The organism is Candidatus Hydrogenedentota bacterium, assembly GCA_013359265.1.
GTDB lineage: Bacteria > Hydrogenedentota > Hydrogenedentia > Hydrogenedentales > SLHB01 > JABWCD01.
On record JABWCD010000010.1, the window covers coordinates 26,601 to 41,905 of the forward strand.

The 15,305-nt window shown below is 59.9% G+C and carries 15 protein-coding genes; 9 read left to right on the forward strand and 6 right to left on the reverse strand.

Features of this window, described 5'->3' with window-relative positions; translation table 11 throughout:
- Window positions 1–37: 37 nt before the first annotated feature.
- Window positions 38–991, reverse strand: a complete 954-nt coding sequence (locus tag HUU46_10700) for an alcohol dehydrogenase catalytic domain-containing protein (GenBank protein ID NUM54102.1) — start codon at window positions 989–991, stop codon at window positions 38–40.
- A 71-nt stretch (window positions 992–1,062) separates the two neighbouring features.
- The gene (locus HUU46_10705; protein ID NUM54103.1) at window positions 1,063–2,004 is read right to left on the reverse strand and encodes an SDR family oxidoreductase; all 942 of its coding nucleotides are present in this window, start codon (window positions 2,002–2,004) and stop codon (window positions 1,063–1,065) included.
- 293 nt (window positions 2,005–2,297) lie between these two features.
- On the opposite strand from HUU46_10705, the gene gmd reads away from it, so the two are divergent.
- From gmd to HUU46_10730, 5 genes are all read left to right on the forward strand, one after another.
- Window positions 2,298–3,290 (forward strand): GDP-mannose 4,6-dehydratase, encoded by a 993-nt coding sequence (gmd, locus tag HUU46_10710; protein NUM54104.1) that lies wholly within the window; start codon window positions 2,298–2,300, stop codon window positions 3,288–3,290.
- A 110-nt stretch (window positions 3,291–3,400) separates the two neighbouring features.
- Complete coding sequence (locus HUU46_10715; GenBank protein NUM54105.1) at window positions 3,401–4,378, forward strand: glycosyltransferase; 978 nt, start codon at window positions 3,401–3,403, stop codon at window positions 4,376–4,378.
- Entirely contained in the window at window positions 4,378–5,094 is a 717-nt protein-coding gene (locus HUU46_10720) for a glycosyltransferase family 2 protein (protein ID NUM54106.1), read from the forward strand. The genes HUU46_10715 and HUU46_10720 overlap by 1 nt, the downstream gene beginning before the upstream one ends.
- Window positions 5,095–5,096: 2 nt before the next feature.
- Window positions 5,097–5,483: a DUF2304 domain-containing protein gene (locus HUU46_10725; protein NUM54107.1), complete on the forward strand. Its 387-nt coding sequence runs from the start codon at window positions 5,097–5,099 to the stop codon at window positions 5,481–5,483.
- Window positions 5,467–5,616: a hypothetical protein gene (locus tag HUU46_10730; protein ID NUM54108.1), complete on the forward strand. Its 150-nt coding sequence runs from the start codon at window positions 5,467–5,469 to the stop codon at window positions 5,614–5,616. The genes HUU46_10725 and HUU46_10730 overlap by 17 nt, the downstream gene beginning before the upstream one ends.
- 346 nt (window positions 5,617–5,962) lie before the next feature.
- On the opposite strand, the gene HUU46_10735 is transcribed toward HUU46_10730, so the two are convergent.
- Complete coding sequence (locus HUU46_10735) at window positions 5,963–6,661, reverse strand: pirin family protein (protein NUM54109.1); 699 nt, start codon at window positions 6,659–6,661, stop codon at window positions 5,963–5,965.
- 134 nt (window positions 6,662–6,795) lie between these two features.
- Here HUU46_10735 and HUU46_10740 point away from each other — a divergent pair, with 134 nt between their 5' ends.
- Window positions 6,796–7,809, forward strand: coding sequence for a Gfo/Idh/MocA family oxidoreductase (locus HUU46_10740; GenBank protein ID NUM54110.1), 1,014 nt, complete (start codon window positions 6,796–6,798; stop codon window positions 7,807–7,809).
- Between the two features lie 167 nt (window positions 7,810–7,976).
- Here the strand turns inward: HUU46_10740 and groL are convergent, their stop codons facing one another.
- From groL to HUU46_10755, 3 genes are all read right to left on the reverse strand, one after another.
- Complete coding sequence (gene groL / locus HUU46_10745; protein ID NUM54111.1) at window positions 7,977–9,596, reverse strand: chaperonin GroEL; 1,620 nt, start codon at window positions 9,594–9,596, stop codon at window positions 7,977–7,979.
- A 159-nt stretch (window positions 9,597–9,755) separates the two neighbouring features.
- Entirely contained in the window at window positions 9,756–11,609 is a 1,854-nt protein-coding gene (locus tag HUU46_10750; GenBank protein NUM54112.1) for a hypothetical protein, read from the reverse strand.
- 183 nt (window positions 11,610–11,792) lie between these two features.
- Entirely contained in the window at window positions 11,793–12,623 is an 831-nt protein-coding gene (locus HUU46_10755) for a hypothetical protein (GenBank protein ID NUM54113.1), read from the reverse strand.
- A 277-nt stretch (window positions 12,624–12,900) separates the two neighbouring features.
- Here HUU46_10755 and HUU46_10760 point away from each other — a divergent pair, with 277 nt between their 5' ends.
- From HUU46_10760 to HUU46_10770, 3 genes are read left to right on the forward strand one after another with little or no spacing between them, the layout of a single operon-like run.
- Window positions 12,901–13,995: a hypothetical protein gene (locus HUU46_10760; protein ID NUM54114.1), complete on the forward strand. Its 1,095-nt coding sequence runs from the start codon at window positions 12,901–12,903 to the stop codon at window positions 13,993–13,995.
- Window positions 13,996–14,256 carry a hypothetical protein gene (locus tag HUU46_10765; GenBank protein NUM54115.1) on the forward strand — a complete coding sequence of 87 codons (261 nt, stop codon included), beginning with the start codon at window positions 13,996–13,998 and terminating at the stop codon, window positions 14,254–14,256.
- A 25-nt stretch (window positions 14,257–14,281) separates the two neighbouring features.
- Window positions 14,282–15,232, forward strand: a complete 951-nt coding sequence (locus HUU46_10770; protein NUM54116.1) for a sugar phosphate isomerase/epimerase — start codon at window positions 14,282–14,284, stop codon at window positions 15,230–15,232.
- Window positions 15,233–15,305 lie beyond the last annotated feature (73 nt).

The window sequence follows — 15,305 nt, forward strand, 5'->3', positions numbered from 1 at the left end:
GCTACGGTCAGCGGCCGCGGCATGTAAAGATGCCGGCCTAGCGGTTGACCGCCAACAGTACCTTCAATACGCCGGGACGCTGCGCCTGTTCGATCGCCCTCGGCGCGTCAGAAAGTCCGTACGTCGCGTGGATGAGCGGTCGTACGTCGATATCTCCATTTGCGAGCGCTTCCAACGCGGGAGGAAACGGACCGCAGCGCGAACCGATGATTCTCACTTCGTTGATGACCGGCAAACTGAAATCGAGGGTCGTTTCGTGCGCGACCGTGGTCTTCAGGATTATGGTGCCCTCCGGCCGCACAAGCTCGAGCGCGCGGCGCAGACCGTCCGCAGACCCTGTTGCCTCGACGACGACGTCCGCGCCGCCGGCCGGCGTGTCGTAAGGACGTGCTGTGGGTATCCCGGCTGACGCGAGGATAGCCAACTTCTCTTCGTGCTTGCCGACACAAATCAAGTTCTTGGTCTTCAGCCACATGACCTGCGCGATGAGCAGCCCCAACTTTCCGTCACCCAGCACAATTACGTGGTCGTTTGGCCCGATCGCTGCTTGTTCGTGGATTCGAAATGCCGCGGCAACGGGCTCGGTGAATACGGCGACTTCATCCGGCATCGAGTCCGAAACAATGTGCAGGTTTCGTTCCGGCAGCGCCACATATTCGGCGAACGCCCCCGCGCGATTCAGAATTCCCAGGACCGTGCGATTCGCGCAATGATGTGGCATGCCGTGATCGCAGTATGCGCACGCGCCGCACACGCAGTTAATCTCGCCAACCACGCGCCTGCCGCGCAAGTGTTCGCTCTCACACTCCTCGACCACGCCAACGAATTCGTGACCGGGAATGCCGCGAAACCCCATGTACCCGCGCGAGAGTTCAATGTCGGTATTGCAGATGCCGGCCGTCGAAACGCGGATCAACGCTTCGCCGGGCGCCGCCGGCGGACGCGGCACATCCAGAACGCGAATGCCATCGCTAAAGTGGACCGCTTTCATCAAACTGGTTCTTCGTTTGCCTGCGATTGCGAGACGCAAATTGCGGACGTGGCGCCTATCTGCGTTCGGCGTCACATCTCTTTCAGCAATCGGTCGAAATACTCGATTGTATGCCGCAATCCCTCGTGTAGCGGAATGGCCGGTTGCCAGTTCAGTTTCGACTTGGCCAGCGAGATGTCGGGCTGGCGCCGGACGGGATCGTCCGACGGGAGCGGGCGGTAATCAAGCTTCGATTGGCTCCCGGTGAGCGAGACTACCTCGTTCGCGAGTTCGGCAATCGTAAACTCGCCGGGGTTGCCGAGGTTCACCGGGCCTGTGAAATTGTCGCAGTCCATCAGCGCGATGAGACCCGTGACCAGATCGTCGACATAGCAGAAGCTGCGCGTCTGCTTGCCTTCTCCGTAAATCGTAATCGGCTCGCCGCGCAGTGCCTGCACGATGAAGTTGCTCACCACGCGACCATCGTCGGGCGACATGCGCGGTCCATAGGTATTGAAAATGCGCGCGACGCGGATGTCTACCCCATTTTGCCGATGGTAGTCGAAGAACAAGGTCTCGGCGACGCGCTTGCCCTCGTCGTAGCAACTGCGGAGGCCAATCGTGTTTACGTTGCCCCAGTACGCTTCGACTTGTGGGTGCACATGCGGATCTCCGTATACCTCCGACGTAGACGCCTGAAGAATGCGCGCCTTCACGCGCCGCGCCAACCCGAGCATGTTCATCGCGCCCATGACGTTTGTCTTAACGGTCTTAATGGGGTTGTACTGGTAATGGACGGGAGATGCCGGGCACGCCATGTTGTAGATGCGGTCGACCTCGAGCAGGATGGGTTCCGTCACGTCGTGGCGGATGAGTTCGAAGCGCGGGTGCTGGAGCAGATGCTCCACGTTGCGTTTGTCGCCGGTAAAGAAATTGTCCATGCAAAGGACTTCTTCCCCCCGATCGAGAAGCCGTTCGCATAGATGCGAGCCGATGAAACCGGCACCGCCTGTAATGAGATTAACGTACCGAATGGTCAGACCCTCCTTCCGTGTAAACAGAAAACGGCCACAGGTCACGTGGCCGGAAAGTCAGGTCCCAAAACTCATATTCGCGGCGTACCGTTCCCCAGTCGCCGACGTCTTTAGTATTCCTTAGAACTGCACGAATTTGCAAATGCGGTTTGACCGGCGCAGCGGGAATGCTTACCATACCACTGCATTCGCAGGGGCGATTGCCGAATGGCCTGCGAAAACTGCGGAAGAGTGAGAATTTGCTCATTTCTCCGCGTCCGGGGATCAACTCACTACGTGTTGTAAGGATACGCATGGCGAAGTCTGAAAAGCGCGCGCTCATTACCGGCATCACCGGGCAGGACGGTTCGTACCTCGCCGACGTTCTGCTCGAGAAGGGGTACGACGTTTACGGCGTCGTACGCCGCGCGAGCACGGAAACATTCGAGCGCATCAAAGGCATCAAACACCGGGTCACACTCGTGCAGGCCGACTTGACCGACCAGGTCTCCATTATTGACGCGATGCGCGAAGTCCGGCCGCACGAGGTGTACAACCTTGCCGCGCAGTCCTTCGTGCCCACGTCGTGGAAGCAGCCGATCCTGACCGGCGATGTCACGGCGCTCGGCGTGACCCGATGTCTCGAAGCGATCCGCGTGTTAGACAAGTCGATCCGCTTTTATCAGGCATCCTCCAGCGAAATGTATGGCGATGTGCGCGAAACGCCGCAGACGGAGACCACGCCGTTCTATCCGCGCAGTCCCTACGGTGTCGCAAAGGCGTACGGTCACTGGATTACCGTCAACTACCGAGAGAGCTACGACATGTTCGCCGTGTCCGGCATCCTGTTCAACCACGAATCACCGCGTCGCGGCCTTGAATTCGTGACGCGCAAAGTGACGGACGGCGTCGCGCGAATCAAGTTGGGCGTCGCGAAGGAGCTTCGCCTGGGCAATCTGGAAGCCAAGCGTGACTGGGGATATGCCCGCGACTACGTCAAAGCGATGTGGTTGATGCTGCAGCAGGACAGGCCGGACGACTACGTCATCGCGACGGGCCAGCAACATACGGTACAGGAGATGTGCGAGATCGCGTTCTCGCACGTCGATCTGGATTGGAAGAAGTACGTGGTTACCGACCCGAATTTCTACCGTCCGGCGGAAGTCCATACGCTGCTCGGCGATTGCGCCAAGGCCAAGAAGGACCTCGGCTGGGAGCCGGAAACGTCGTTCACGCAATTGATCGAGATGATGGTCGATGCCGACATGGCGCGCGTAAAAAACGAAATCGCCCGGGCGAATGATTAGGCCATCGGCCGCGTTCCCTTCGTGCTCGTGCTCGTGCTCGTGCTCGTGCTCGTGCTCGTGCTCGTAATCGATCCCATAGAATACCTGGGTGTGGCTAAATCGCGTTCACGATGAAAGTGTCCATCGTTATCCCCGCGCACAACGCCGCCGCAACGCTCCGCGAATGTCTCGCAGCCTGCACCGCCCAACGATACACGGATTGCGAAATTGTCGTTGTCGACGACGGTTCCACCGACGCCACACCGGAGATCGCGCGCGAGTTTCCCGTCACGCTCATTCGGCAGCCCAAGCGAGGTCCAGCCGCGGCGCGAAACGTCGGTGCGCGCGCCGCGACCGGCGCGATTGTGGCGTTTACGGATTCCGATTGCCGCCCGCATCCCAATTGGGTCGAACGTCTTGTATCGGGAATCGACGACCGGTTCTGCGCGGCAGGCGGGTCCTACGGCATTGCCAATCGAGACGAGCCGCTGGCGCGGATCATTCATGCCGAGATCGCGGCGCGCCATTCGTCATTCAAAGAAAGTATCGATTTTGCGGGCTCCTACAATTTTGCCGTGCGGCGTACGGTGTTTGAGAGCTTGCACGGCTTCGACGAAGAATTCACCGCGGCGTCCGGCGAGGACAACGACTTTTGTTGCCGATTGATCGATGAAGGGCACGCGATAGCCTACGTGGCGGACGCGTGCGTCGACCACTACCACCCGGCGCGTCTTTGGCCATATCTCCGGACACAGGCGCGTCATGGGTTCTGGCGGATGAAGCTGTACCGCAAGCATCCCCGCCGCAGCCGTGGCGATCAGTACGCCGGCCCGTTCGACCTCGTTGCGCCGGCATTCGCGCTGCTTCTCGTTGTCCAACCGGTGCTCTGGCTATTTCCTTACATTATAGTAGTGCAAGTTGTTGCACTCCTGGGTGCGCTGCTGCTGGCGGGGTTTCGCCTGGGGACAGCGTGGAACATCCGCAAACAGGAACGCGGACTGCCGTTCGGCTATTGTTTCGCCATGTTGATCTTGCGAGACTGCGCGCGTGGGCTTGGCATGGTGCGTGGATTGTGGCACTTCGTCGCACGTCGAAGGACGACTGCGTGATGCCGCGCGTGCTCGTCATTATTCCGGCGTACAATGAAGAGGAGACGATCGCAGGAGTGTTGGCGTCGCTGCGCGAGCATACGCCGGACTACGATGTCGTCGTGATCGACGACGGATCGCGCGACAACACGCGGTCCATCGCGCGCGCCGCGGGCGCGGAAGTGATTCGGCTCCCGGTAAATCTCGGCATCGGCGGCGCCGTGCAGACCGGTTTCAAGTATGCGTGGCGCAACGGATACGACGTCGCCGTGCAGTGCGACGCGGACGGCCAACACCCCGTCGCGCAGATTCCGGAACTGGTGGACCGCGTCATAAAGGGCGACGCAGATTTGGTCATTGGTTCCCGTTATGTTTCCAGTACTACGTACATTCCATCGTTCTTCCGGCGCGTCGGCAAATCGATCCTGTCGCGCGTCGTCGATTTCTTCATTGGCGGTGGGATCACCGATACCACCAGCGGGTTTCGCGCGATCAACCGGCGCGCGCTGTCGGTGCTGGCGCGGCACTATCCCGAGGATTATCCCGAGGCCGAGGCGCTCGTGATACTCCATCGCTCCGGACTCAAGGCGATCGAGATTCCGGTGCACATGTTTTCGCGGCAGGGCGGCGAGTCCTCCATCCGCGCACGGCAGGCGGTGTACTATATGTCGAAGGTTGTGCTGGCTATTTTTATCGATATGTTTCGCAAGTTTACGCGCACCCAGGGAGACGAGTGATCATGGAAGGTTACATCCAGGTCGAAATCCAACTCGTGCACCGCATCGGTATCCTGGGCATGAGTCTGTCGCTCATGCTCCTGGTCCTCGAACTCGTGCGGCGCGGATGGTTGAAGGAGAAGTACGCGCTGTTGTGGCTCGGCACGGCCGGCGTAAGCGTGCTTGTCGGCGTCTTTCCGAACATCATTGTGGCCGCTGCAAACCTGTTTCACTTCCAGTACCTGACCGTTCTGTTTACGGTTTACTTCCTCTTCACACTTGGGCTCGTGATGAGTTTCAGCGTGGTGATCTCGCAACTCGCCGAACGTAACCGCGAGCTTACCCAAGAACTTGCACTGCTCGCGCACACCGTCGAGCGGATGGAGCGGCGCCTTGCGACCAAAGGCTAAGGCGGCGCTCCACATTTGCGCGGCGGTTTGGATCGTCGCGGGGATGTTGTGCTACTGCTACACGTTCACGCGCGACTTCTATGTCGCCAACAGGCACGCGATACACGCGCTGCTGGAGCGCATTGGACGGTAGCGCGTGACCAACTACCATTCACGTTCAACGTGCCTCAATACATTGCCCAACGTGTTGCATTCACCCCGTCGAACTGTCGTGTCGATTCAAGGGTGATTCAGTTGACAAACGGGCATTCGGCCCCCTGTCCTGTGCGAAACGACCCGTGTTTGCTTGACGAAATCGCGGCGAAAATTGTGGGAAGTGTGGATTATTGGAGAGCGCTGGGAGGGACACTGGGAAGAGACGCACACCGGAATTCGCTTCTTCCGATTCCACGAGTTTTCGCAAAATGTGGCGCCGGTCCCTAACGAAGCACGGCCCGGACGCCACATCCTGCGAGGTTAATTGTTCGTTGGCGGCGACGTTAGGCGAGGTCGAACAGCATGACCTCTGCGTCGGTCGACGCGACTACGCGCACGGCGCTTTCGTTTGAAAGGGCCGCCGCATCGGATTTGCTCAAGTCGACATCATTGACGGATACCTCGCCGCGCACAACCTGCACCCAGGCATGCCGTCCGGGGTCGAGCGGGTATTCGAGCTTCGATCCGGCGTCGAGCGCCGCGAGCGACAGCCTCACGTCCTGATGGATTCGCATCGAGCCGGCCCGTGCGTCGCTTGACGCCACGGTCTGCCAGCGGTCGCGTCGTCCGTTCGGATCGAACGTGCGTTCTTCGTAACTCGGCTCGATCCCCTTCCTTTCGGGCATCAGCCAAATCTGATAGAGATGGACCGGTTCGTCCTTGGATGCATTGAATTCGCTGTGTGTGATCCCCGTGCCCGCGGACATGCGCTGAAGTTCGCCGGCCTTCAAAACCGAACCGTTGCCCATGCTGTCCTTGTGCTGCAATGCGCCCTTCAATACGTACGTGACGATTTCCATGTCGTTGTGCGGGTGCGTGCCGAAGCCGCGCCCGGGCGCGACCACATCTTCGTTGATGACGCGCAAGGCGCGGAAGCCCATGTGTTTTGGGTCGTAGTACGTGCCGAACGAAAACGTGTGATAGGTATCCAGCCATCCGTGGTTCGCGTGACCGCGTTCGTTCGCCTTGCGTACGGTGATCATAGCCCTCCTTTTGCGGCGGCGTTATTGCCGTGCCGATACTGGAATGTAACGCGGAGATTCGCGGAAATAGTCCTGATTTGATTGTGGCCGACTCCCACAATACCCTTACAAAAAGTCAAGCTGGGGAAACGGATATGGCACTTCGGGTTGCGTTTGTCGGCTTTCAACACGGTCACGCGTATTCGCTGTACAAAGACCTGCAGGACCACCCCGAGGTAGAGGTTGTCGCGGCATGCGAAGAGGACGAAGCGTGTCGAACAAAGACATCCGAGCGCGGGATCACGGTCACGCACACATCGTACGCGCAAATGCTGGGTGAGGTCCCGTGCGACGCCGTAGCGTGCTGCGATTGGTACGGCATCCGGGGCCGGCGGCTGATTGACGCGCTGAATGCGGGAAAGCACGTCATTTCCGACAAGCCCATATGCACGCGGCTTTCGGAGATCGACGAGATCGAGCGGGTCGCCCACGCGAAACACCTGAAGGTGGGGTGCCAATTGCCGGTGCAGTACCATCCGCCATTCGTGACGGCGCAGAAGCTGATTCGCGGGGGAGCAATCGGCGAGGTACACAGCGTTACGTTCAACGGAGCGCATTCGTTGAACTACGATGGGCGTCCGGCGTGGATGTTCGACTCGGAGCGGTACGGCGGCTCGATCAACGATATCGCGATTCATGGTATCGATGCGTTGCCGTGGCTGACGGGCCGCACCTTTGCGTCGGTCACCGTTGCGCGGGAATGGAACGCGCGGGTAAAGGAGCACCCAACGTTTCGCGACGGCGCGGTGGTTTTGTTCAAACTCGATAACGGCGCGGCGGCATACGGTGACGTGTCGTGGCTGAGTCCCGACGCGGCGGGATTCAAGGCGCCGTTCTATTGGCGGTTCACGATTCTCGGGTCTGACGGGACGATCGAGACGTCCTGGCATGCGGAGAATGTGCTCGTGATGAAAAAGGGCGCGAAGGAGATCGCCCAGGAGCAGCTAATTACGGCGGACGGGCATGGTTACGTTGGCGACTGGTTATTGGATATCGGCAACGCGCCGGCGAGCGATCGCCTGCATACGGAGCGCATTGTGCGCAGCAGCCGGATTACGTTGGCCGCGCAACAGGCTGCGAACGGTGCGGTAAATGAAGTGACGCTATAGAGATCGGTCGTGAATGAGGGGACGGGGCGAAAAGTCCCAGCGGACGAAAGCGCTGTAAATGAGATGAATAGCGCGACCGTGGCCAATATCATTTGCGGCGGTCGCAGCAATAAATCGGCCCGCGCATTGTTCGATGCGCGGGCCGCGAAGTTTGTTGCCGATCGAGATTAGTGGCCGTGGCCGGCGTGGGGGTCCGGGGCGGCCGGTTTCTTCTTTTCGGGAATGTCGGTGACGAGGCATTCGGTCGTGATGAACACACCCGCGACGCTCACCGCGTTGCGCAGCGCGGCGCAAATGACCTTCGCCGGGTCAATAACTCCTGCCTTCACGAGGTCGACGAATTCGCCGGTCGCCGCGTTCAGACCGACGCCGCCTTTGGACTCGATGACCTTGCGCACAACGACGCTGCCTTCCATGCCGGCGTTCTCGGCGATTTGGGCAAGCGGCGAACCCAGGGCGTGGGCGACGATTTGCGCGCCGATGGCTTCGTCGCCGTCGAGCTTCATCGCTTTTACTTTGTCGCGCGCGCTCAGCAGCGCGACGCCGCCGCCCGGCACGACGCCTTCTTCGATTGCCGCGCGGGTGGCATTTAGCGCGTCATCGGTACGCGCCTTCTTCTCTTTCAACGCGATTTCCGTCGGCGCGCCAACCTTGATGACCGCGACACCGCCGGCAAGCTTCGCAAGGCGCTCCTGCAGCTTCTCGCGGTCATAATCCGACGTTGTCGTTTCGATGGCCTTTCGGATTTGCTCGCAACGGCCGAGGATATCCTTCTTGCTGCCGCCGCCTTCGACAACGGTGGTATTGTCCTTCGTCACGGAGACGCGCTTGGCCTTGCCGAGGTCCTTCAGCGTGACGTTCTCGAGCTTGGTGCCGAGGTCTTCGCTGATATACTGGCCGCCCGTGATGATCGAGATGTCGCGAAGGATTTCCTTGCGGCGGTCGCCGAACGCCGGGGCCTTCACGGCGCACACGTTCAAGGTGCCGCGCAGGCGGTTGACGACAAGCGTCGCCAACGCTTCGCCCTCGACATCTTCCGCGATGATAAGCAGGGGCTTGCCGCTCTGGGCGATGCCCTGCAGAATCGGGATAATCTCCTGGATGGAGCTGATTTTTTTCTCGTACGCGAGGATATAGCAGTCCTCGAGTTCCGCGGTCATATTCTCGGGCTTCGTCACGAAGTAGGGGGAGAGGAAACCGCGATCGAACTGCATGCCGTCGACAACATCAAGCTCGCTGTTGAGGCCCTTGCCTTCTTCAATTGTCACGACGCCATCTTCGCCGACTTCCGCGATCGCCTTCGCGATCATCTCGCCGATTTCCTTGTCGCCGTTCGCGGAGATGGTCGCGACGTGCACAATGTCGTCGTTGTTGCGGATTTTCTTGCTTGACGCCTGGATGGCCTCCGTAACGACCTTCAGCGCCTTTTCCATTCCGCGCTTCAAGTACATCGGGTTCGAGCCGGCGGTTACGTGCTTCATGCCCTCGTGGATCATGTCTTGCACGAGCACCGTCGCGGTTGTCGTGCCGTCTCCCGCGGTGTCCTGCGTCTTGCTGGCCGCTTCGCGGACCATACGCGCCCCCATATTTTCGTAGGGGTTCTTCAGTTCAACTTCCTTCGCCACCGTTACGCCGTCCTTGGTGATATTCGGCGCACCAAAAGACTTCTCGATAACGACGTTTCTGCCCTTAGGTCCGAGGGTCGCCTTGACGGCATTTGAGAGCATGTCGGCGCCGCGAAGCAGGGCATTGCGCGCTTCCTGGTCGAAGACGAGTTGTTTTGGCATGAGTCATATCTCCTTTACTACTAGTAAATTGAAGGCATTTACGGGAAGCCGCGCCCGGCGGCATGAGTATTAGCACTCCCGCTAAACGAGTGCTAACAGGACACCATGCTATCAAATAGTCGTTACCCTGTCAAGATAGGGCACAATCAAGGCGAAAGCTTACTTCTTCTTATTCTTATTGGGAGGACCGCCAGAGGGGAGCTGCTTCAAATACCCCGCAGCCGCTGCGTGCTCGGTCTGCTTGGGGGTACCCGAATACGTTTTGAGATCGGAGTCGGTCGACGCGCGTGCGCCGGTGAACGACACGATGGCGATTTCCAGCGACTCCTTCGAGCCGCCCGGTGTCGTTTCCACCTGCCAAAGTTTCGGAGCGGGGCCGGCGATGTCGAGTGGACGGGCGAAGAAATCCCGCTTGGAGACGGCTTCCGCGATGGTGGAGCGGACGCTGGGGGAAGGATTGCCCACGACTTCGATCGGCGCTCCGCAAAACGCGACGGCGAGCGCGGTTTCATCGTCAATGTTTTTCGCGGCCGATCCGTCGAGACGAACCGGACCGCTGGGCACGCCATATTCCGCGAGTCGGGCAGTTGCGGCGGCGGCCTCGAGCCACTCGTCGCGCTTGTCGCTTAACGCTCCGTTGGCTGATGCGAACACTGGAGCGCCTCCAGCGGCCTTCAGCATCATGTCGAATGCAAGCGCGTTTGCGCGTGCGCGCGGAATGTTGAAGTGCTTCAAGACCTCGTTTGGAATGCGCGAAGGTGCGACAACGTAGAAGTCGAACCCCCAGCCGGCGACCTTCTTCATGTTCGTGATGCCGAACTCCATGCCTTCGGCGCTCGCGGGGTTTACCCATATGCGGCCATCTTCGGACTTCGCGGTGAAGGCGTCGTTGCCGCTGGACACGACGAGTGGATCGACGGTGATACCTGCGGCGCCGTTTCCTTGCTTCAGTTGCGATGCGGCGCTCTTCATGTCGCGCGGCCAATCGGGGGAGGCGCCTTCGAGCGAGCCGGGCCGTCCTTCCCACGTTACAGGAACGAGCGCGGCGTCGATGCCATGCCAATTGGCTCGCGCGGATTGAAGCGCCGACAACGATTCGCCGTCCTTCACGGTGACCCAGGCGTTCGGTACGGCCTTTGGATTGGAGGGCTTCGGGAAATTGAGGTGGGCCTGCGCGTAATACAGATCGACATCGGACGGGACCTGCATGATGTAACAAATCCACGCGGGGTCGGCATCGAGCGTCTGCCCAGGTTCAACACGCACGGGCGGGTCGAAAGTACTTGTGACGCCGCCTTGCCACGCGCCCGAGAAGGCCTGCATATCTACGGTCGTGTCCGCGCGTCCGTTTGTAAGCGAGCCGAACGCAATCGTCTCGTTGACCGCCGGATCATGCATGAATACTGCGTACGGAGCGGAATCGGGCGCAAACGCCGGACACGGCCCCTGCATGGCGAACCGGCGATAGTTCGCCGTTGTCTGTGCGCTCAGGACTTTGAAGCTGCCCGGCTGGATAACGATGGGACTGATCTTGCTGATTTCTACCGGCGCGGCCCCTTCATTTTTGATTTGCGTGCGGACGACGTAGAACGGGTGCGCGTTATGGTACATCACCGAATGGCGCATCGAGATGCCGTCCTTCGCCGGAATGTTCACGATGTACTCGATACCCTCACCGAGTTCGGCGGTCAGTTTTTGGCGGTTGGTGACGCCAACGCCGAGCGTCACGCCGTCGACAACTCTGCCGTCCGCGAACGTTACCGATGCGTTCACTTTGTCGAGCAGTTCGCCCTTGCCTTTCAAGGTCAGCGACCACTGCCCATTGTCGCCCCCGTAGATGAATTCGTACCGCTCGGGCGTGAACGTGTAGTGGTCGCGAAGGTTCCATGGCAGGTCCTTTGGTTCCGGCATGGGCGCGTCTTTGGATTTGGCGCCGGCAAAAGCGGGAATCGAAGCCGCGCCAACGATGATCACGAGGACAAACAATGCAAGACGGACGAAGTGTCGGGGCATGCGAAATCTCCACTATGAAACGAGGGGGAACGTCAAACCGGCGGGGAGTATAGCAAATCGCACGGGGCCACGCGCTCGCGCGAACGAGCAGCGCGGCGACTCGCGAAGAATGGCGCGAGTCGCCGCGCATCGCCTGTTACGTTCTGAAACGTTCCGAAACGACGATGCGCGCGTTAGCGCGGGCTACGACAGGTCAACGGCGCGCTGTTTCATCCAGTTACGGCGCGCACAGACCATTGCGATCGTCAACGCGCAGGCCAGTGCCAGCCCAACACCGCTTACCGCCGGCATCGAGGCGGAACCGTTCGCGCTTACGACGTAGTTGTCGAGCGAATACGTGGCCGCGTTGCTTGGGCACAGGATTGTTGGATTGTACGGGCCGGCCGTCCCGGCAATTCCCACCGAAAGCGTATCGGTCAGACCGGCGAAGAGATCGGAGCCGGGTCCGGCTATCGCTTCGAGGGAAACTTCGACGTCCGTGGTGGATCCGTTCGGCGTGAAGGACGCAGTTACGCGATAGGTCGTGCCGAGCACCAGCGTGTCGGCCGTGCCAAACTGCTGCAGATCGAGGCTCGAATTGTCCCGCGCTGCCGCGGCAACCGGCGGAATGCCCGACATCATGTAGAGCGAAACCTGATAGAGCGGGGCGCCGGTTTCGTTCGGCGAGACAACGATTAGATTGACGATGGAACCGGAATTCAGCGTCGTAACGGTCACGTCGCCCTGTATGGTGACGGTGTCGGTCGTGTGGTCAAGTGCGAGATCGGTGCCCTCGTCGATCATTACCGAAAGCGACGGCCCGCCGATCATGGCGTTGCCGCTCAGTTCGGCGGTACCCGTTGTAACAGTCCACGTGTTGTCCGCGTTGATGACGCTCGACGACGATTGGTTTGCCGCGGTGAATGTTTCGGTGTAAATGACTGCGGCGTACGATGGGGCATTCAGGAAGACTGCTGCGAAACAAGTCGAACCAAGGACAAAAAAGACACGTAGGCACATTTGTCTGTTACGCATAAGACCCACCCTCTCCTGTTAAATAAGTCGACTGCAACCCAGACCTTGGTGGCACTGTAAAGCGGGGAGGTTCCGTTGGTCAAGGGAAAATATGCGAAATGCGATAATCACGTTTTTCTTGTTCACGGAAGCATGGGGGACGATGCGAGTCCCTGTGCGCGCGGCGAACAGCGTCGGCAATTCTTGACGGTTGACGGTGCTCGTTTTACAATTGACGACCGGTACGCAAACGGCGCACGCGAGAACGCGGATTTCGCCGAGTTGCGCGGAGGACGGTATGGCACAGACGGCAGATGCGTTGTTCGAGCGGCTCGAATCCGCCTTATCCGATTGGGCATCAGACGTCGAGTCTACGCACGAGCATCTTGCCGGCCGTCTCGCCTCGGCGCGGGAGCGAGCCGGTTCGGCGCCGGAGCGCGAGGCCGAACTCGACCAGGTGGTGACGGCGCTTCAGTCCAATAAGGCGCAGTTCTCGTCGCTCCAGGAAGCGTTGCGACAGTGTACCGATGCCGTAAAACAGGCGCTTGAGCGCACGGAAGAACTCGATAAGGCGTATGCGCTTTTGGAAGAGGATGTTCGCGGGCTCAAGCATATCGCCATCCACACCGGCGGCACGCAGGCGGACTTCGAGGGTATCGTTCCGGACACCTCGGCTGACACAGTACACGAATTGCGCGTCCTTCTCGAGGAACAGCGCGACCGCGTGGTTCGTCTCGAGCAGCACGTCGCCAACGCGGAGCCTTCTGGGGGACCCACCCAACAGCAGTGGTCCCGGCTCGAGCGTGACTTTGCGCGCCTGCGCGGGGAAGTGAACCGGTTGCGCAGCGCGGAGCCAGGTACCCCGGATCGTTCGGGCGGGTACGCCGCGGTGTTTGACGAGGTTGCCGAACCGGATGTCATCGATCTGGATTTGACCGGCTTCGATAAGGCAGGGCGCCGCAGGCGCATGGGAGAGATGCTAATCGAGGCGGACGTCCTGAGCGAGGCGCAGCTTGATCGCGCGCTGGCAATTCAGCAGGAGCAACCGCAGCGCAGGCTGGGTTCGATTCTCATCGAATTGGGATACACCGAGGCGGATGTTATCGCGCAGGTGCTCGCGTCGCAGGCGCGCGTGCCGTTTGTGCGACTGGAAAAGGACGAACCCGATCCGGCGGCGGTACGCCTGGTCACCGAACGGCTTGCCGCCCACCATGTGTGCATTCCGTTACGGATCGAAGAAGACCGCTTGGTCCTTGCCATGGCGAACCCTATGGACCTCATTGCCATCCAGGACATCGAACACGCGACGGGCCGCAGTGTCGATCCGGCGGCGGCAAGCGCGGACAGCATTGCGCAGGCTATCAAAGCCTACTACGGCGTCGAGGCGCGATAGGTGCTTTGGTACGGCGTATTCGCCGTGATTGCGATGGTGGCGTTGTACGCGGTGCATCGGCTTCTCCTGTGGATGGAAGAGCGCGGCTGGGTCTACTACTGGCACAAAAGCGGCACCGGAAACGCCGGGAATGTGCTGATGCCAATCCAGGCGATATATCAGCCGGAAGTGAACTACGTGCTCGAAGAGCGGGTGCGCAACCAAACTGAAGCGGAAGAGGACGAGTCTGGCGAACCGCCAAGGCTCGATGACGACCAATAATCGTAAGGGAATAGGGGCTGAAGTAATGAGTCACGGAACCGTAAATCGCAGGCAATTTCTACAATCCACCGCGGTGATTGGCGGCGCGCTCACCGCATCCGCTGCCGAGGATGCCAAGCAACCGGCGAAAGAGTATCAGGACAAATCGAGTCCGTGGCCTGTCGTGCTCAATGCGAGCACGATTCGGCCGTGCCCGTCGAAGGACAAGATTCGCATTGCCGCGGAATGCGGATACGACGGGATCGAATTGTGGATGACCGACCTCGAATCATTGGAGCAGGAGGGGCACAAGCTCGAAGACATCGCGAAGGAGATTAAGGACCGCGGGTTGTTTGTGCCGAACGTTATCGGCCTTTGGGACGGCATGCCGGCAACGCAGGAGGAGTGGGAAAAGTCCCTGGAAAAAACGCGCGACCGCATGCGCATGGCGTCCGCGGTGGGATCGATCCATGTGGCCGCGTTGCCGTTTCCCGATCGCGAAGATTTCGACATGGCGTGGGGGACAGACCGCTACCGCGATCTGCTTCATATCGGGCGGGACAACTATAATCTCGCGGTGACGATGGAGTTCATCGGCTTTGTCAAAGGCGTGCATCGCCTCGGCCAGGCGTGTTGTATCGCGGTGGACAGCAACGAACCAACCGCGACAATTCTGCCCGACACGTTTCATCTGTATCGCGGCGGTTCCGGGTTCAACGGGATCAAGCATCTTCAACCGGAATTCATCGCCGACTTCCACTGGAACGACGTGTCCGCCGCGACGCCACAGTTCGAGACGCGCGACAAGGACCGCGTCATGCCCGGCGACGGGATCCTGCCGCTGACGCAGTGTCTTAAAGACTTGCTCGAGATCGGCTATACGGGCCCGCTGTCCCTCGAAATCTTCAACGAAGAATATTGGAAGATGGACCCGAAAGTTGCCGCCACGATCGGCGTTGAGAAAATGCGCGCGAATATCGCGACGGCATTTGCGTAAATAGATTGCACGAAGGCCGGCGCATAAGACGCGCCGGCCTTCGCTTTTGTTGCACACCCTACGCGCTCGGCTT